The organism is Lysinibacillus sp. DFXJR4 (genome assembly GCF_057196045.1).
This window is the reverse complement of record NZ_JBXUNW010000025.1, coordinates 26,622-44,451: the sequence shown is the minus strand read 5'-3', so window position 1 is coordinate 44,451 and position 17,830 is coordinate 26,622. Positions and strand designations below refer to the sequence as shown.

Annotated in this window: 15 protein-coding genes; 5 read left to right on the top strand and 10 right to left on the bottom strand. The window is 34.4% G+C overall.

The genetic code is table 11. The annotated features are described in order from the left end of the window. Positions 1-332: 332 nt before the first annotated feature. Together AC2CGN_RS24440 and AC2CGN_RS24435 are read right to left on the bottom strand one after the other, a co-directional pair. Complete coding sequence (locus tag AC2CGN_RS24440) at positions 333-1,217, bottom strand: GNAT family N-acetyltransferase (RefSeq protein WP_484516766.1); 885 nt, start codon at positions 1,215-1,217, stop codon at positions 333-335. Positions 1,218-1,746: 529 nt separating this feature from the next. Beyond that, on the bottom strand, positions 1,747-3,225 hold the full coding sequence (locus AC2CGN_RS24435; protein WP_484516764.1) for an Lsa family ABC-F type ribosomal protection protein: 1,479 nt from the start codon (positions 3,223-3,225) through the stop codon (positions 1,747-1,749). Positions 3,226-4,014: 789 nt separating this feature from the next. On the opposite strand from AC2CGN_RS24435, the gene AC2CGN_RS24430 reads away from it, so the two are divergent. The 3 genes from AC2CGN_RS24430 to AC2CGN_RS24420 all read left to right on the top strand — a co-directional run bounded on the left by AC2CGN_RS24430 (position 4,015) and on the right by AC2CGN_RS24420 (position 6,385). Beyond that, positions 4,015-4,464, top strand: coding sequence for a LytTR family DNA-binding domain-containing protein (locus AC2CGN_RS24430; protein ID WP_429982076.1), 450 nt, complete (start codon positions 4,015-4,017; stop codon positions 4,462-4,464). Between the two features lie 15 nt (positions 4,465-4,479). After that, positions 4,480-4,914 carry a DUF3021 family protein gene (locus AC2CGN_RS24425; protein ID WP_484516762.1) on the top strand — a complete coding sequence of 145 codons (435 nt, stop codon included), beginning with the start codon at positions 4,480-4,482 and terminating at the stop codon, positions 4,912-4,914. A 169-nt stretch (positions 4,915-5,083) separates the two neighbouring features. Next, positions 5,084-6,385 (top strand): alpha/beta hydrolase family protein, encoded by a 1,302-nt coding sequence (locus AC2CGN_RS24420; RefSeq protein ID WP_484516760.1) that lies wholly within the window; start codon positions 5,084-5,086, stop codon positions 6,383-6,385. A 203-nt stretch (positions 6,386-6,588) separates the two neighbouring features. On the opposite strand, the gene AC2CGN_RS24415 is transcribed toward AC2CGN_RS24420, so the two are convergent. Beyond that, on the bottom strand, positions 6,589-7,353 hold the full coding sequence (locus AC2CGN_RS24415; RefSeq protein ID WP_484516758.1) for an alpha/beta fold hydrolase: 765 nt from the start codon (positions 7,351-7,353) through the stop codon (positions 6,589-6,591). A gap of 146 nt (positions 7,354-7,499) precedes the next feature. Here AC2CGN_RS24415 and AC2CGN_RS24410 point away from each other — a divergent pair, with 146 nt between their 5' ends. Further along, on the top strand, positions 7,500-8,717 hold the full coding sequence (locus AC2CGN_RS24410) for a helix-turn-helix domain-containing protein (protein WP_484516756.1): 1,218 nt from the start codon (positions 7,500-7,502) through the stop codon (positions 8,715-8,717). Between the two features lie 254 nt (positions 8,718-8,971). Here the strand turns inward: AC2CGN_RS24410 and AC2CGN_RS24405 are convergent, their stop codons facing one another. Both AC2CGN_RS24405 and AC2CGN_RS24400 read right to left on the bottom strand, forming a co-directional pair. Further along, positions 8,972-10,156 carry an MFS transporter gene (locus AC2CGN_RS24405; RefSeq protein WP_429983987.1) on the bottom strand — a complete coding sequence of 395 codons (1,185 nt, stop codon included), beginning with the start codon at positions 10,154-10,156 and terminating at the stop codon, positions 8,972-8,974. A gap of 348 nt (positions 10,157-10,504) precedes the next feature. Beyond that, entirely contained in the window at positions 10,505-11,152 is a 648-nt protein-coding gene (locus AC2CGN_RS24400) for an ArsR/SmtB family transcription factor (protein WP_484516769.1), read from the bottom strand. Positions 11,153-11,391: 239 nt separating this feature from the next. Between AC2CGN_RS24400 and AC2CGN_RS24395 the strand changes: the two genes are divergently transcribed. After that, on the top strand, positions 11,392-12,159 hold the full coding sequence (locus AC2CGN_RS24395) for a GNAT family N-acetyltransferase (RefSeq protein ID WP_429990065.1): 768 nt from the start codon (positions 11,392-11,394) through the stop codon (positions 12,157-12,159). A 79-nt stretch (positions 12,160-12,238) separates the two neighbouring features. Here AC2CGN_RS24395 and AC2CGN_RS24390 read toward each other — a convergent pair whose 3' ends face one another. The 5 genes from AC2CGN_RS24390 to AC2CGN_RS24370 all read right to left on the bottom strand — a co-directional run bounded on the left by AC2CGN_RS24390 (position 12,239) and on the right by AC2CGN_RS24370 (position 17,076). Next, positions 12,239-13,426 (bottom strand): MFS transporter, encoded by a 1,188-nt coding sequence (locus AC2CGN_RS24390; RefSeq protein ID WP_484516754.1) that lies wholly within the window; start codon positions 13,424-13,426, stop codon positions 12,239-12,241. A 246-nt stretch (positions 13,427-13,672) separates the two neighbouring features. Next, positions 13,673-14,539, bottom strand: a complete 867-nt coding sequence (locus tag AC2CGN_RS24385) for a metal ABC transporter permease (protein WP_286923830.1) — start codon at positions 14,537-14,539, stop codon at positions 13,673-13,675. Then, the gene (locus tag AC2CGN_RS24380) at positions 14,536-15,408 is read right to left on the bottom strand and encodes a metal ABC transporter permease (protein ID WP_429982082.1); all 873 of its coding nucleotides are present in this window, start codon (positions 15,406-15,408) and stop codon (positions 14,536-14,538) included. The genes AC2CGN_RS24385 and AC2CGN_RS24380 overlap by 4 nt, the downstream gene beginning before the upstream one ends. Positions 15,409-15,420: 12 nt before the next feature. Then, complete coding sequence (locus tag AC2CGN_RS24375; protein ID WP_283868346.1) at positions 15,421-16,149, bottom strand: metal ABC transporter ATP-binding protein; 729 nt, start codon at positions 16,147-16,149, stop codon at positions 15,421-15,423. Positions 16,150-16,158: 9 nt separating this feature from the next. Next, positions 16,159-17,076: a metal ABC transporter solute-binding protein, Zn/Mn family gene (locus AC2CGN_RS24370; protein ID WP_429982083.1), complete on the bottom strand. Its 918-nt coding sequence runs from the start codon at positions 17,074-17,076 to the stop codon at positions 16,159-16,161. Positions 17,077-17,830 lie beyond the last annotated feature (754 nt).

The window sequence follows — 17,830 nt, the reverse complement described above, 5'->3', positions numbered from 1 at the left end:
CCTCTGACCTGAGCAGGTTTACCTTGAACCGGAGCAATTCTTCTTCTGACCCGAGCAGATTTACCTTGAACCGGAGCCATTCTTCCACTGATCCGAGCACCTTTGCGTTGAACCGGAGCGATTCTTCTCTGACCTTAGCAATTTCTTCTTTGTCTGGAACTATTTAATTATTATTGGGAGGCTTTGAAAACGAGCAAATGACAATGCCCCGCTACTCTGTTCTTGAGACAATAGTTAATTCAGAGCAATCGGGCAAAAAGATTTTATGTTGAATAAATTAGCATTAAGAAAAAACCTCATTTTGGGATTAAAATGAGGTTTTGCTTTTCCTATTAACAATGTGATGTTAAAGGGAACATAAAGTTACCCTTTAGCAATCCTTTTTTCGCTAAAACAAATAACGCATCATCATCATTTGGCATAATGGTTGCTGTCATGCCCTTGATTGTAAAACTAGGTGTAAAATAAAATACCACTTTTTTTGTTGTTTCCTTTACAATACTTGCTAATACAGCTTCCGCATTGTGAGCATTTAACGAAATGATATCGAAAATATGCAGCGTATCTCCTTCTTCTTCCATTAGCACAATCGTTTCTAAATCCTCCACAAAGAAAATAGTCTCATGAAATACTATCGTAAAATAAAACATTAATAAACTTTCATTATGCTCAACATCTAAAATCATTGAGTTAACATGGCGGTTTTTCGCAAATTTTTCAAGTAATTCAAGATCATTGTCAATAGAAAGCTGCTTAACTTTTGCATCTATTTTCATTTGAATGGAACTTTTTGCTAAGTCTAAACTAAACTCACTTTCATCTAGACGTGTAAAGCCGAACTTTGGATAGAAATCCAATACCGTATCATTCGCAAAAAGATACATAAAATCATAGGTATTTTCGTGTTCTTTCATAATATGCAGCATTAATTGCTTCGCCAAGCCTTGATTGCGATAATTTTCATCTGTCATTACAGTACCGATCTGAATGCCTTTATATACTTTATCATTAATAATTACTGACATTTTATTAATTGAAGCATTTGAAATAATCTTACCTTGATCTACAAATGAATATGGTATATAAGTATCATTCCAATACCCTTTGTTATACCAGCCTCGAAAATCTAATTTGAATGTTTTCATTGATAAGGCATTGAAGCTTTCCTTCAAGCTTTCATTATTTCGATAATCACTTACTAATTCATATTTTTCCATTTTAATTCCCTCCAATTTTTGTTTCAATCGTTTTTTTGTATTGCTTGTATTTTATGGGAATTATCACCTCCTAAAAACAGCAAAAGACTTTATGAGCAAAAACCCATAAAGTCTCTTTATATGCAAACTAAAGTATTAAAAATCAAACCTTATATCTCAGTCTGATTTAATACTTTATTATTTGCTTATTGGATTAGACAAATTTGCTTCTCTCATTTATCGCAAAAGGACATCACTAATAAACCTATAATTTTCAAAAATTACAGAATAGTCCTTATTATTAAATTCATTGGAATTTAATTTGCGATTATAAGTTTTAGCATAAAAGTCTAATTTCCCTTCTGTTTTCGGATTGTATTTATTTTACCTTGCATTCTCTTTTTTGTAAAATCTTCTAACTACTGAGTAAAGCTTCAGTGTGTCCTCTTTCATTCTAGTACCAAAAAATATCTTCTTAAAGAATCCATTTTGAAAAAAGATTAATCAAAATGGATTCTATCTAACAGAAATAAAAACGTTTGTTTATCAGCTACATAGTGATCGTTTTTGTTGCAACAGTTTGTTGAAATGCCTGATCATGCTCAACAAATACCATTGTGGGATTAAATTTTTGAATTAGCTCTTCAATCTGCATGCGTGAATAAATATCAATAAAATTTAATGGTTCATCCCAAATATATAAATGAGCCTTTTCACATAAACTTTTGGCTATTAGAAGCTTTTTCTTTTGTCCACCAGAATAATGAGAGATATCTTTCTCAAACTGAATACGGTCGAAATCCATTTTACGAAGGATCGATTTAAATAACGTTTCATCAATGTTATGCTCCTCAATAAAGTCCGCTAACATTCCCTTCAAATGAGATGTATCCTGTTGGACATAGGAAATAATAAGCCCCGACCCAAGATTTATTGAGCCCGTATGCTGTAGCCGATTTCCTAAAATAAGTTTTAGGATACTGCTTTTCCCGCTACCATTTTTTCCATCAAGTACAATTCGATCACCTTGTTCAACTTTAAAGCTAATTGGCTGATTCACTAGCTGACCATCATATTGTACAGACACATCTGCTAAAGCCAATAGTTGCTTTGACTGAAAGACCAATGGCTCTAATTTTAAGGTCTCCGTTTTTTCCACATTTTTTAGCAGTTTTGACTTCTCCTCAATAGCTTTTTGCTGCCTTGATTCTATGTTCTTAGCTCTCTTCATCATCTTTGCTGCTTTATGTCCTACAAAGCCCTTATCTAACTTAGAGCCTGAATTCGTAGTGCCATTTTTGGAAGCCTCCACTTGACTTGACCAGCCTGCTGAACGCTTTGAAGAGTGCTTCAATCTCTCGATGTCCTTTTGTAGACGATGATTGGTTGCCTCTTCGTGTTCCTGCTGTCTATCAAAATTTAACTTCCAAGAAGAATAATTACCACTTTGAACTTCAATATTTGCCCTATTGATAGATAAGATATGGTCAACACAGCCATCTAAAAAGACCCTGTCATGTGAAATTAAAATAAATCCTTTTTTCTTCCTTAAATAATCAGAGACAACCTTTCGAGCATCCGTGTCTAGATGATTGGTCGGCTCATCAATTAATAAAAAATGACCCTCAGCCAAAAAAAGTGCAGCAAGCAACACCTTTGTTTGTTCTCCATTAGATAATGTTTTAAAAGGTCGGTACATAACTTCAGCATCAACACTTAAATAGGATATTTCGCGAAGATATTCCCAATCTTCTGCCTGTGGGCAAATTTCTTCAAAAATTTCATAAGTAAACTTATTTTTATCTGAAACTGGATATGGGAAATAAGTAAATTCAACTGATGAAATGATTTTCCCACTATACTCATAGTTTCCTAATAATAGGTTAAAGAATGTTGTTTTACCTCGACCATTTCTACCGATAAACCCAAGTTTCCAATCGGTATCTAATTGAAAGTTTACGCCTTCGAAAATATTATCAAAGCTACCTGGATAGGAAAAAGTTAAATCTTGAACTTGTATCATTGACATGAAAATTCCTCCTTTGTATATCAACACTTTTTTCTATTAATACAAAGTCGGTACATCCATCTAGTGTAATACTTCTCCGTATAAGTTTGATGGATATTAACGACTTATACGGAGGTCTACGTGTGTAACAATTGTGTCTGAATCGCTCATTTTTCTCACTCCTTTCATTAGATTTGACAGAATATTGACTATGAGAGAATCAATTTCACTTTGCTTTCGCTACAGATAAACAATACATCCAGAAAGCTGAATAAAAATAAAAAATCCTCCCAATTTGTCATTGGAAGGATTAGTCTTTCACTGGTATTGAATAAGGACTTTTTTGCCATAGGAAACATGACAAATAAAGTAAAAACTGATTGATTGATAAAAATGGACAGACTAATCCTATATTTTGTAGTTTGAAGTTATTGATTTCAACTTAAAATATAGATTAGTTAATCATTGTTCATCCATCAGTCCTCTCATAATTGTATATTTATATTAACAAATTTTTTATAAAAATTCAATTTATCTAAAAATGCTTTGTGTTTTACTAAGCTTAGCCTTCACTTTATCAGTGAAATATGTAGTTGAATGTCAAAAGGACAGCAATTTCAAAACATAAAAAGAACTGTAATTTTTCATGTAGTAAATCCAATTTTGTAAATTGATTTCCCTTAGTAGTTCTCACTTGCCCTTTTTCCTCCTCTTACTTACAGAATTCTAACTACTATCCCAAACTTTAATCTGATAAAATGTAAAAAGGATTGTCTGAAGGTATAGTCAAAAGAAATAATTTGAATTTTCGTGGGTGATGATTTGAAAATTTCAATAGAAGAAATAAGCCAAGAAGAAGAAGAAGAGATTATTATTAGATGTCATGAGGTTGATCACGAAATAAATGAAATCATAAACAAGCTGAAAACTGAAAATCTTATTCTACTTGGACATCAAAATGATCGTATTCACCGCATTAAGCTTAGTGATATCTATTATTTTGAAGCAGTCGAGGGAAAAGTTTTTATTTACTGCAAAGATAACGTCTTTGAGGTGAAACAAAAACTATACGAATTAGAGGAATTATGCAAAGGAAAAAACTGTTTTCGCGCATCAAAATCAACAGTTTTGAACATCACCAAAATTTCATCTGTTTATCCGACGATAAGTGGTCGATTCGAAGCGGTGCTGGATAACGGAGAACGTACTGTTATTTCAAGGCAGTATGTGCCTGTTCTAAAAAAAATGCTTGGATTGTAAAAGGTGGATACATATATGAAACTTTCCGAATTTGTACGAGACATCATTAAGGATTTCTTAATTATTTTCGCATCGATAATTATTATTATTACTTTTTTAAGACAAATATATTATCCCAATATGGCCTTTGATTTAAAGTCAATTTATATCATTATGTCATTTTCACTTTTAAGTGCATTAACTGGATTTATTTTATATTCTCCTAATGATCTTAGTGAGAAGAAAATGCGTATAAGAATTATTATTCATTTCTTTACTTTGGAGATTTTATTGATCGTCCTAGGCAGCGCTATTAATATTGTAAATGATGCATTAGGTGTAATCTCTCTAGCACTGCAAATTGCGGTAATATATATTATTGTTCGTCTACTGTCATGGCAAAATGATAAAAAAGATGTAAAAAAAATCAATGAAAGACTAAAATTAATGAAGAAAGAATTAGGTGAATAGTCAAGAAAATCAGTAGTTATCAGATAACAAATTATTGACGGTAAGCATTAGAGCTTATCGTTTTTTGCATCTTATTGGCTTGTGAATACAACTTACTGTTTTTCCATATACATCCTTCCATCCGTTTATTATGATGATTTCATAAAAATTATGAGATGGAGGAACAACAATGGGAATTTTACTATTATTAATGGCTTTGATTTTCGAGATTGCTTTTGCATTCTACTGCATAGCGACTAAGAAAAACCATAACAAAATAAAGAATTGGATTAGGATTGCTGTATTTATAGTATTTGTGTTACTTATTGTTTCATCAGTGATTGTATGGAGTTTTAGCTGGATAATGCTTGCTATACTACTTTTCTTATTAGCTTTAAATGGGACAGTAGCTCTTATCCTTAAGAAAACAAAAAACAAACCCTACAAAACTTCTAGCATTGTCTGGAAGTCGATAATGATGAAAGTGACATTTGTATTTGTACTTTCACCTGTCATTATTTTTCCACAGTACCTATCACCAAAAGTGACAGGAGAATATGAAGTCGCAACCGCTACTGAGACATTTTACGATGAAGAGCGCATCGAGGAATTTGTAGACACGGAGCAAAACAGATTCGTGAATGTGGAATTTTGGTATCCAAAAAAGGCAGATGGAACATATCCGCTTTTGGTATTCTCACATGGAGCATATGGTATCAAGGAAAGTAACGCCTCTACATTTACTGAGCTAGCAAGCCATGGTTATATAGTCGTTTCCATCGATCATCCCTATCACTCCTTCTATACTCGTTCAGAGGATGGAAAAGTCACTATGATCAATTCAGATTTTAAAAATGAAGTGGAAAATGCAAATAAAGGTGTTTACTCGAATGAAGAACGCTATAATATTATCCAAAAATGGATGAAACTACGAACAGACGATATGAATTTTGTCCTTGATACAATACTTGCAAAAGCCAAAAGTGACAATAACCCTATTTATCAACATATCAATACAGAGAAGATTGGTGTGTTTGGGCACTCAATGGGCGGTGCTGCAAGTGTGTGGCTAGGTAGAGCACGCAATGATGTAAGTGCAGTAGTAAATATCGATGCCTCTTTCTTTAGTGAACTTATTTATAAGAAAGAAATCGATGATTTTGTAGCAAATAACAAAGACTTTACGACCCCACTTCTTAACATTTATTCTGATGATGTTTGGAGACAGCTCGATAGTAGTCCCATTTATATAGCAAACAAACTCAATAATGAGCACTTCAAAGATGCATATACGGTTCATTTCCAAGGGGCAAAACATTTAAGCTTGACCGATTTACCGCTTTTCTCTCCTATACTGGCAAATATTGTACAACGGGGAAAAGCTGATATTGATAAATTATATTGTATTGAAACTGAAAATGAACTAATACTTGAATTTTTTGACTCCAAATTAAAGGGAATCGGCCAGTTTACTCCTAAAGAGACCTATTGAACAAAAAGTATACGGCTTTGTCTAATACTTGTATAATTATTTTAATAGAGGAAGCTCATTAACTTTACAATAAAGTCTTGTTGAGCCTCCTCTATTAAACTACTGAAATTATATTTACTGTGTAGTCATTTATTACTAATCTAAGGACGTTAATAATCATAATGAATATACTATTACTAAAAGCAATACATTTTTAAAAATTGTCATGAATTCTTATTGTTATTCTTTACTGTAGCTAACAAATCCCTAATTACATCAATAACAACTTGTGGTCGATCAATATGTATTGCATGTCCAGCATCTTCAACAATAATATGTCGTTTATTCGTTGACAAGTTAGCAAGCTCTCTCTGAAATCTAAGCCAAGCAGCCATAGATTCCTCTGTATGAAAAGGCTGCAGACCGCCAGTAACGACTATCAATGGAATACTTCCAAAGGATTTAGAAGTACAAACTTGTTCTAAACTTTCTTCAACCTCATTAAGAGAGCCTTCTAAAGTAAATTGATTATAATATGCTTCCTGAACTTCTTTTGAAAATAAAGAAGGCAATATTTTATTTTGATCCTCATGAGTTGAGTCCAAAAGAACTACTCCAGCAACTTCCTCTGGATATGTACTAGCAAATAATCTTATATTTAATCCTCCGAATGAGTGTCCTACTAATACATATGGCGGTTTTATACCTGCTTTTACTAGTAAAATACGTAAATTCTCTACACTTTGCCTACTATGTCGAGGTCTATCATCTATATCACTTTTTCCAATACCAGCTCTATCATAAATGAACATTTTTGAAAAACTTGATATTTCATCTTTAATCGGATTCCAGTTATCTAAAGTTACTCCATATCCTGAATCGAAAACTAATGTAGGACCTCCATGCTGCTTCCCTAATATTTCATAATATAATTCAATACCTCCTATATCTAGTTTTTGTTCGACTTTATCCTCAATAAATTCACTCATATTCAATCCCTCATCTTCTTCCTCTGTTTAGTTCATCTCAAAAAGTTCAATTTGATTGAACTCATCTTAGCATGTAATAATTTTCTTTTCAACACAAAGTTTAATATAATTGAACTAAAATTATAGAATTACAAAGGATGTTGGAAATGAATGAGTTAGGGAAACGAATAAAAAAATTAAGAGTAGAAAAAGGAATGACAATATTAGAGCTAGCTGATAATAAAATGTCAAAAGGAATGTTAAGTATGATTGAAAATGGACGTGCAAACCCTTCTATGGAGAGCTTAAAATTCATTGCACGTCAGTTAGGCTGTGATCCTCAATATTTGTTAGGTAATCCTACTCCTGATGAGCTAAAGTTTTTACTTAAGAAATTAGAGGAAGCCTTTGATAAAAACAACGATGAACAGATAATTAAGCTAACGCAAAATATATTTGAACAACAGTTTCCTATTTCATTAGAATCTGCTAGAATATTAGATATTTCTGGAAGAGTAATAATAAAGACAGATCAAAATCGAGGAAAAAAGTTGATAGATTGGGCAATAACAATCTATGAACGATTATCTCTTTATAGCCATTGCTTGGCGGCTAAAGTGTATGAAGTAGAATACCTTGCAAAAAGCGGCAAGTATCATGCAGCTCTAAGAATGTTACGAAGTGTTAAAAAAGAATATGAGGAAAAGGCTATAGTAATTGATTTGTTTGTTGATATAGAAGCAAATTTCGTTGAAATGGTCTTACTCTTTGGAATTGGTGAATATAAATCTGGAAAGGATAAGCTTCATCAATTAATTGAAATATCAAAAAGAAAAATGGTCTTTTATAAAATGGATAATATTTTCCGAATTGCAGCGTTCCAAGCACTTCTTCATAACAATGAAAATGATTTTTCCTATTTTATAAAAAAATCTGAACAGTTTGCTATTTTTAGTGATAATAATAGGTCCTTAGCTTTTACACTATTATTGCAATCTCATTATTGTAATCAAATCTCAAAAGATTATAAACAAGCTCTTGTTTATTTAAATAAGTACGCTATCTTACTGAACGGTAATCTTGGAAATGATTTTTATTATCTTGAAAGAGGTAAAGCGTTATTAGGGAAAAAAAAGATAAATGAAGCCTTAAAAGAATTTGAGAAATTTGAGATGCCAAATACAAATAGTTACCCGCTTGAATTATGTATTCTCTACACAGCAGATGCATATAGGGCTTATTGTCTTTTACAGCTAGGAAAGGTAGAAGAAGCACTTATTTTTGCAAAGAGGGCAGCTGATAATATAGATTCGTTACCCGAAACACCTTATCACAATTACATTAAAAACACCTTAGAGTTAGTAAATAAAAATTTGCCAAAATAAAAACCATAAAATGCGAGTTTAGGCTCTTGTTTTAAAACTACTTTATTTGTTATCAATTAAAAGGAAAAGGTTCTTTTGATACACATTTCGGAGTACCGAATGCCAACAAAAGAACCTTAAATTATATTGTTTTTTAATAAAGTTATATTTAAATTCACTCTTAATTCTTGATTTCACTACATGTTTCAAAAAAATAGCCTTGGTTGCTTTGAAACTAGTATCAGATTAAAAACTTTAGTGTCCTATAACTCATCTCAAGCTCTTCTAGACCAAATAACCACTGGAATAAGTACTAAGGATAAAAGCCCTCCTGCTAAAGATAGTATTGCATAACTTGCATTTGCTACTACCATTCCTGAAAGAGCACCACCTGAAGCTCCTGCAAGTGCCACTAAAACATCCATTTTCCCCTGCGTTTTTGCACGAGTGGAAGGCTCTGTTGAATCTACTATTTGAGCAGTACCACTAATTAAGCCAAAGTTCCAGCCCAATCCTAGTAAAGAAAGTGCAATGATTAATAGCGCCATCGAATCGCTTGGTGCGAATGCTGCTAATAAACCTGCCAATAACAAAGTAATGCCTGAAGCTATACTCATGGCAGTGCGCCCAATTTTATCAACAAGAATTCCTGTTACAAGAGAAGGAAGATACATGGAGCCTACATGAAATCCGATAACAATTCCTACTTCCGTCAGACCATGTCCATGATGCTTCATATGTACTGGTGTCATCGTCATAATTGCAACCATTACAATCTGAGTAAGTACCATAACTGTTGCACCGACTGCTAGACCTCTTTTATTGTTTGTGGGATGTATAGATTGCGTATTAGTTTCAGATGCAGACTTTTCTTTATATGCTTCAATCCTTTTCGCAATTTCTAACGGATCAGGACGCAACATAATAAATAGGACAAGACCCGCTAAGATAAATGCTGTTGCTGATAAGATAAATGGACCTGCTAGCGATGGAACACCAATAGATACAGCAAATTTACCCATAATTTCTACTAAATTTGGACCAGCGACAGCCCCAAATGTAGTCATCACCATGGTTGTGCTAATAGCCTTTGCTCGTTGTTTATTAGTTGCTAAATCAGTTCCAGCATAGCGAGCTTGTAAATTGGTTGCGGTTCCTGCTCCATAGATTAAAAGGGAAGCAAATAATAAAATAACGCTATTCATCATGGCAGCCATCACTACACCTATAGCACCTAGACCACCGACAATAAACCCTGCTGATAAGCCTGTACGACGCCCATAGCGCTGTGATACTCTTCCTACAATTAAAGCGGCACCTGCTGACCCTAACGTAAATAAAGCGGAAGGTACTCCTGCATAAGCATCCGTTCCAAGCATTTGTTGAGCTAAAAGAGCCCCTACCGTAATACCTGCAGCTAGTCCTGCTCCACCGAATATTTGAGATAGACTAACAACCATCAACACACGCCTATATAAACTTTGTAGCTTTTCGGGTGATTCTATATACTGTTCAATGGAATCATGTGATTGATTAAACACTTCACAACACCTACTTTCTATTATTCTCAATTGTTAAAACGGAATCATTTTGTTAGCCCATTCGTTTTCAACTAGTTATCTCGACTTTAAGCATGTTCCACAAGCCAATTCTACAAATTTATTCATTAGCGCTTTCACATTAAAACTTGGATGTTCAATTTTTTACATTCTCAGCTTCTCCTATAAAAATATTTTTACTTTTTTATTCATGCAGCATTCACACACCTTTGTTCTTTTGTCTCTATAATAAAACCTAATTTCATATGATTATTTTGCTAATTGCTGCCATTTTCTAAAGCCCTCTTCTAATCGAAAAGCATTAATTCCACTTGCCTTCAGAATTTTTACCGCTTCGGCAGACATTAAACAATATGGTCCTCTACAATAAGCAACAACATCACAATTGGTTGGTAACGATGCTAGGTGCATTTCTAATTCCTCAATAGGAATCGATATCGCTCCTGGAATATGGGCTTTTTCATATTCCTCCTTAGGTCTTACATCAAGTAACAATACCTCGCCTTTATCCATACTGCTAGCAAGATCTGTTAGGGTGATTCCATCTAATCCAAGTTGATTATTTAAAAACTCTTCCCTTATTTGTTGAACCTGGCTAAGTTGTTTTTCCGATAATGCATGGAATGTGGTTAAAAAATCGGCTATGATTTCATTGGCTAGTTCATAAAAAACAAAATTTCCTTCTTTTTTAAATATGACTAATCTTGCATTAAATAGTACTTTCAAATGCTGTGATACATTGGCTACTGACATATCCGTATTTTTGGCTAATGCCTCCACAGATTTAGGGCCTTGAGATAAAATATCAAGAATTTCTAATCGCTTTGGACTTGATAAGCATTTCCCTATCCTTGCAAATTCTTGATATAATAAGTCCTTTAAATTTCGTTCGTCCACCATACAAACAAACCACCCTTCAACTATTCAATTAATTTATTGAATAGTTGGATTTTAAGCTTAACACAACCTTTTGTCAAACAAGAAAGGGGTTGACTAAAAATGAAAGGAACAATTATTAAACATATTTTCAGAAAATTATGGGAGGATATAAAAACAGTGAACTTCGTATTTTTTATCTTTCATTGTCTTTATAATGAAATAGAGTGCGCACTACTAAAAGCGGAAGGTTGAAAAATATGAAAACAAATCAACAATTAGTGATAAGTAATTTAGAGGAAAAACTAAAGCTATTTACTCATGCAGTTTCTGGGGAATTGATAAAGGGAGCTAACTATGTAATAGCTAACACGGAGATTCCTACTGATACATTTAATATGCTATTGGCAAACTCCCCTACGATTCACAACCAAAACCATATGAAACAAGCAATCAATCATTTTATTGTAAAAGAGCTTCCTTTTAGTACGTGGGTGGATGCTAATAATCTAAGCAATGACTGGCTACAATTGATAAAGGAACATAATTTAAAGGAAGCTGAACGAAATATTATGATGAAGCTTGACCATACACTTCATACTGGTCAACGAATTTCCAATCATCTTAACATTACACAAGTAAGCAATAAGGAAGGGCTTCTTCAATATAAAGAGGTTTTTCTAAGTTTATTTGAAGGCACACCGGAAAGAGATGCGCTTGAAATTTATTTTCGTAAATTCTCACAGGAAAAATTAGCATCAAACGCTCGAATGTTTATTGGTTGTATAATGGAAATGCCTGTAGCTACGGGTTTATTAATCGAAGATAACGATAGCTACGGTATTTATGATGTGATGACAAAAGAAACGTTTAGAGGCAAGGGCTATGGCAGTGAGATGTTTCAATTCCTACTCAATCAAACAATCGATAAACAAAAGCCAGTAGTCTTACAGGCATCAGAGGATGGAAAAAATATTTATAAACGCTTCGGATTTAAAGAAGTTGGAGAAATGATTGTCTTTGAATAAGGGTTAGATAGGCTCTCTTTGCCTATAAAAATAGAGTCCATTTTGATACAAACTCAAAATGGACTCTTACTATTTTTCATTATTGTACCTGCATCACAACATTTTTTTTCCTTGAATAAAGTAAAAAAGAAATCGTTAGGCTCAAGCTTATAATCCCAAAAACAAGCCCCATCCCACTTAATCCAATTAAATCAAGCATCATACCCGTTGATAATAGGACAACCTGAAAGATTACAGAATCAATCATATTGCGGAAGGAGAAAAATCGACCATGGAAATCTTTAGGTACTTGCTTTTGAAAAATGACCATAGTAGTTGGGAAAAAGCATCCTACTGAAAATCCAAAAACGGCAAATGTCAGGAGTGCAAAGAATTTTATATCAGCTAATAAAAGCATGAGCTCCATTGAACCAATAATAAATGCTAAAGTGAAGAGCAAGGTCCCTATTTTCACTCGTTCTGCTATCATTTTCAAGCCAGCTGCTCCCAGCATGAAACCGATGCCTTCAACTGTATATAATAATCCTGAGATAGTCGTTGACTGATGAATTTCGGAAATCTTCATAATGACTAAATTAAAGGAGCCTAAAAATAACGTTGGAATAAGCATTAGGACAAGAGTCATCAAGACGATAGGATGCTCCTTTACCATTGGTAGAACCTCTTTGAAGTTACCCTTTTCCTTATTCATTAAAGATGGATTTTCCGCTTCATCTAACTGTAGGAAACTCGTAATAATAAACATACTAATATAGACAATAAATGAAATAATATATAACCATTTCAGCTCAAAGAAGCTTAACATAAATCCTGCTGCAGCAGTACCAATAATTCTCGAAATTGTCCGAGCATTCATTTGCCATGCATTTAAGGCCATTAAATCTTTATCCTTAACAATCATCGGAATAATTGATTGGAGGGCAGGCATATAAAAGGCTGCCGCAATTTGCAAGGTAATTAAAAAAAGAATCATCCAAATTACCGAATTTGTGTAGAGAGCGATAAACATAAATAGGACACTAATAATTCGGGCAACACTTGCCTGCTGTACAACGGTTTTCTTCCTCGATCGATCAATAATACGTCCAGCCAATGGCCCAACTACTAAACCTGCTAATATACCACAAGAAATAATTAAAGATTTGTGAAAATCAGAAGGTACAACCTCTTGCATAAAAGCGAGATTTCCAATGATGCCTGCCCACAGGCCAAGACCTACGACAAATTCACCTAGTAAAATAATCCATACATTCCGATTGCGCCACATGCTGTATCTCCCCTGTTGTTCTATATTCGATTCAATTAATATCACTCATCTTAACAAAATGAAAATAGTTCGTATATAGAAATATATAAATTTTTAAATATTTTAATGCTAAAAAACGGGGCTGGCTAACCAAAAGTCAATTTTCTTCGTAATAGATCTAACCTCATGTAATCTGAATAAAAGGAGAATAAAAAAAATAGTAAAAGGAATCGAGAATGATTGCTCGATTCCTTTAATATGATCCTTTTATACTTCTAATTTACTTACAAGTGCTTTTCTGCGTTGATCGATGATTTTTTGACTGATCAATGTCATCACAAATAGAACTCCCACTATAGTCGCCATCATCCCTGCAATGGACGTATCCCAAAACTTTGCCAAATAATAGCCTATAACTGCTGCGGCAGCACCAAAAGCCATGCTATATAAAAACATTTGCTTAATTGATTTACTTATTAAATAGGAAGTGGCTGCAGGTCCTATTAGCATAGCAACAACTAAAATAGCACCGACACTATCAAAGGCAGCTACCGTTGTAAAGGAGATTGATGTCATAAACCCATAGTGTAGAAATAGTACGGGAACACCAATGGAGGCAGCATATACAGGGTCAAAGGTAGTGAGCTTCATTTCCTTAAAGAATAATAGAAGGAACCCTATGTTAATGAGGAGCACAAGCAATAGCATCCATACAGCCTTTGGCAATGTAATGGAAAGAAATGTCCATCTATCCCAAGGAACAAAAGCAATTTCTCCCATTAATACGTGCTCCACATCTAAATGGACATTACCCGCAAATAAAGTAATGAGGAGCACACCGGCTGCAAACAAGGACGTAAAGACCACACCAATGGCTGCGTCCTCCTGTATACCTGAAGAATGTAGTAATTGCACTAGGTAGGCTGTTAAAATCCCCGCAACTGCTGCACCGACGAGCATCCAAAAACCATTTAATGTTTGGGTAATAATATACGCCATTACAATACCAAACAATACGGTATGGCTAATCGCATCAGCAATCATTGACATTCTACGCAAGATTAGAAAAACCCCTGCAATCCCACAGGTAATACCGACTAAAATGCCGGTTAAAATAACCCAAAATTCTATCATCCTAGCTCACCTTGCTTTCGAAACTGCATTTTTCTACGAAATTTACTAATTTGACCAGACGGGCTTATGAAATACGAAAGAAAGAATATAGCAGCCGCTACTAATACAATAATTGGTCCAGTTGATAAGCCGGTGCGCATAGCACTAATAAAGGTTCCCGTAATGCCAGATACCCCACCAATAATGGCACTTAGTACAAGCATGGAACTCAATTTTTTCGTCCATAATTTTGCACTTGCAGCAGGTATAATTAATAATGCTGACATGAGAATAACACCCACTGCCTGTATACCTGTTACGATCGTCATAACAATTAAAACGGTAAGTGTTGCCTTTAATGCTTCAATAGGTAAACCAATACCTTTGGCATACACTGGATCAAAGATTAGTAGCTTCCACTCTTTATAGAGTAGGAGACTGACTAAAATAATAATTGTAGCACTAATAAAAAGCCACATTAAATCTGCCTTTGTCATTGTTGCTGCCTTACCAAAAATAAAATTGTTCAGCCCACTTTGATTACCTAAAGGGCTGCGATTAACTACCGTTAAAAAGACAACGCCAATACCAAAAAATACAGTTAATACTAAGCCTATTGCTGCATCTGCCTTCAATTTTGAAAAAGAAACAATCCATTGTATACAATACACGGACAAAGCAGATGTGATTCCTGCACCAAGCATTAAGATTGGTAATTCCTTTTGTCCAGTTAACAAAAATGCGAGTGCAATCCCTGGTAAAGCTGCATGTGCTGCAGCATCACCAACTAAGCTTTGTTTTTGTAAGAAGGAAAAAGTGCCCGTTATACCCGCTGCTATTCCGAGTAGCATGGTTCCACTAAGTACCCACAATAAGTTACCACTTAACATATTGTCCCCTCCTTACACATTCTGCATCATGAAAAGTTTACCACCATATGTTTTTTGTAATTGCGCTGGTGTAAAAACTTCTTCCGTTGCACCGGATGCTAAAATCGTTTTATTTAAAAGAATTGTATAATCAAAATAGTCTTTAACTGTTTGTAAGTCATGATGGACGACAAAAATACTTTTACCCTGTGCCTTTAAATCTTTTAAAATATCAATAATCGTTTTTTCCGTTGCGGCATCGACTCCAGCAAATGGTTCATCTAAAAAATAGATATCTGCGTTTTGGGCAAGTGCACGTGCTAAAAATACCCGTTGCTGCTGTCCACCAGAAAGTTGACCAATGGAACGATCAGCGAAGTCCTCCATCCCTACACTTGCAAGAGCTTGCTGCGCCAAAATTTTATCCTTTTTAGATGGTCTTCTAAATAATCCCGTATGACCATAACGACCCATCAGCACAATGTCCAGTGCATTTGTAGGGAAATCCCAATCTACTGCATTGCGCTGAGGAACATAGCCAACCACTAAGCTTTTCGGCTCAAAAACCTTACCGAGTATTTCAACTCTCCCTACCTTATTTGGTAGTTGATTTAAGATTGCCTTTAAAAAGGTTGACTTTCCCGCTCCATTCGGACCAATAATTGCAGACAAATGGCCAGTTGGAACTGAAACACTAGCATTTTCTAAAACTGTTTTTTTATCATAAGCTACTGAAAGATTTTCTACTGTTAATGCATACATATTTTTCACCTACTTTAATGCATCGACAATTGTGTCGATGTTATGTTGATACATACCAATATATGTACCTTCCTTTGTTCCTTCTGCTCCCATTGCATCCGAGAATAATTCTCCTCCAATAACAATGTCGTGCCCTTTTTCTTTGGCCCCTTCAATTACTGCTTTCATGGCTTTATCGGAGACACTCGATTCGATAAAAATGGCTTTAATTTTATTGGCTACTAAAAAATTCACCATTTCCTGTACATCCTTTACACCATATTCGGAATCAGTGCTTAGTCCCTGCAAACCTCGCACATCAAATCCCTGGCTTCTTCCAAAATAATTAAAAGCATCATGTGCTGTTACTAAAATACGTTGTTTTTCCGGAATTTCATTTACTCTATTCTTTGCATATACTTGTAATTCATCAAGCTGTTTTAAATACTCTTTCTCATTTGCTACAAAATCATCTTTAAATTCTGGATATTCCTCCTGAAGCTTAGTACCAATCGCCTGAACGACTCCCTTCCAAAGCTCGATATCAAACCAAATATGAGGATCATGTAACATAGCATCATCATCACTTGCTAGTAAATCTGACTTATTTAATGTTTCTCCAACGGCAAGTACGGATTTGCTTTTTGACATCTGCTCAAAAATATCCAACATTTGTCCCTCTAAATGTAAGCCATTATAAAAAATAACTTCTGCCTTATCCAGTTTCGATAAATCGCTTTGCGTTGCTTTGTATAAATGTGGATCAACACCCGGTCCCATTAATGCTGAAACCTGTAAGTGACCCCCGCTGATTGCTTTAATGGCATCCGCAATTTGCCCGGTTGTTGCTACAACAACCCCTTCCCTATCCTCTTTAGTTGTATCAGCAGAACAACCAAAAAGTAGAAGTGAGAGTGAAAAAACAACTACACCCAAAAACCGTTTCATGTATAAATACCTCTTCTTTCTTTATATTCAGACATGATGATCCTTGCTATAGATTATTTGAAGCGGACATTAACATGTTTCCACTACTTCGTTATGTCCGCTTAAGCAGCTGCTGTCATATAGTAGTATCATCGATGCCTTATTTATAATAATTTTCTTATAAGCCGACGCCAGCCTATCCAGAAAACAATTATCATTATTCCCGCACCAACAGACTCTGTTAGTTCCCATACAAGTGTAAGAATTAGTAAAATGCTCAACGGAAGGATCGTCAGCTTTAAATCATCTAACTCTTTCATTCAGTCACTCTTCTTTCTCGAACGATATTTTGTTTCCCTTAGGAAAAATATATGCTTAATATAAAAAAAATTCAACTCTTTTATGAAAATTTCTTTTAAAAATTTTTTTTGCCAGGATAAATAACTACACTAGATGAATGCCCAACACAAAAAACACCACTATTTTTTCACATGAATAGTGGTGTTTATGTTATTGAATATATTGTCAATGACATCAGGTTAATCTTTACAAAGAGCTTTATTGCTACATTTTTACCATAGGAGGCGGGTGTATTCTTCTTTAAACTCCCACCCATTGATTTTAAAAATTATGGAATCTGCTCATAACTAACGATAGTTATTCTATTAAGTACAAATAACCTCCATCTAGCAAAACTATTATTCTATCCTGCACATTTCTCGTCAATTCAGCCCCCCATCCAACAAAGATTTCCTTATATGTTCGACAAAGAAAG

Bases quoted from the DNA above. Each gene is read 5' to 3' on its own strand.
- AC2CGN_RS24385 (WP_286923830.1), bottom strand. From the start codon at position 14,539: ATGATAGAATTTTGGGTTATTTTAACCGGCATTTTAGTCGGTATTACC.
- AC2CGN_RS24415 (WP_484516758.1), bottom strand. From the start codon at position 7,353: ATGAGTGAATTTATTGAGGATAAAGTCGAACAAAAACTAGATATAGGA.
- AC2CGN_RS24405 (WP_429983987.1), bottom strand. From the start codon at position 10,156: ATGGTTGTTAGTCTATCTCAAATATTCGGTGGAGCAGGACTAGCTGCA.
- AC2CGN_RS24420 (WP_484516760.1), top strand. From the start codon at position 5,084: ATGGGAATTTTACTATTATTAATGGCTTTGATTTTCGAGATTGCTTTT.
- AC2CGN_RS24395 (WP_429990065.1), top strand. From the start codon at position 11,392: ATGAAAACAAATCAACAATTAGTGATAAGTAATTTAGAGGAAAAACTA.
- AC2CGN_RS24425 (WP_484516762.1), top strand. From the start codon at position 4,480: ATGAAACTTTCCGAATTTGTACGAGACATCATTAAGGATTTCTTAATT.
- AC2CGN_RS24440 (WP_484516766.1), bottom strand. From the start codon at position 1,217: ATGGAAAAATATGAATTAGTAAGTGATTATCGAAATAATGAAAGCTTG.
- AC2CGN_RS24380 (WP_429982082.1), bottom strand. From the start codon at position 15,408: ATGTTAAGTGGTAACTTATTGTGGGTACTTAGTGGAACCATGCTACTC.
- AC2CGN_RS24370 (WP_429982083.1), bottom strand. From the start codon at position 17,076: ATGAAACGGTTTTTGGGTGTAGTTGTTTTTTCACTCTCACTTCTACTT.
- AC2CGN_RS24435 (WP_484516764.1), bottom strand. From the start codon at position 3,225: ATGTCAATGATACAAGTTCAAGATTTAACTTTTTCCTATCCAGGTAGC.
- AC2CGN_RS24410 (WP_484516756.1), top strand. From the start codon at position 7,500: ATGAATGAGTTAGGGAAACGAATAAAAAAATTAAGAGTAGAAAAAGGA.
- AC2CGN_RS24390 (WP_484516754.1), bottom strand. From the start codon at position 13,426: ATGTGGCGCAATCGGAATGTATGGATTATTTTACTAGGTGAATTTGTC.
- AC2CGN_RS24375 (WP_283868346.1), bottom strand. From the start codon at position 16,149: ATGTATGCATTAACAGTAGAAAATCTTTCAGTAGCTTATGATAAAAAA.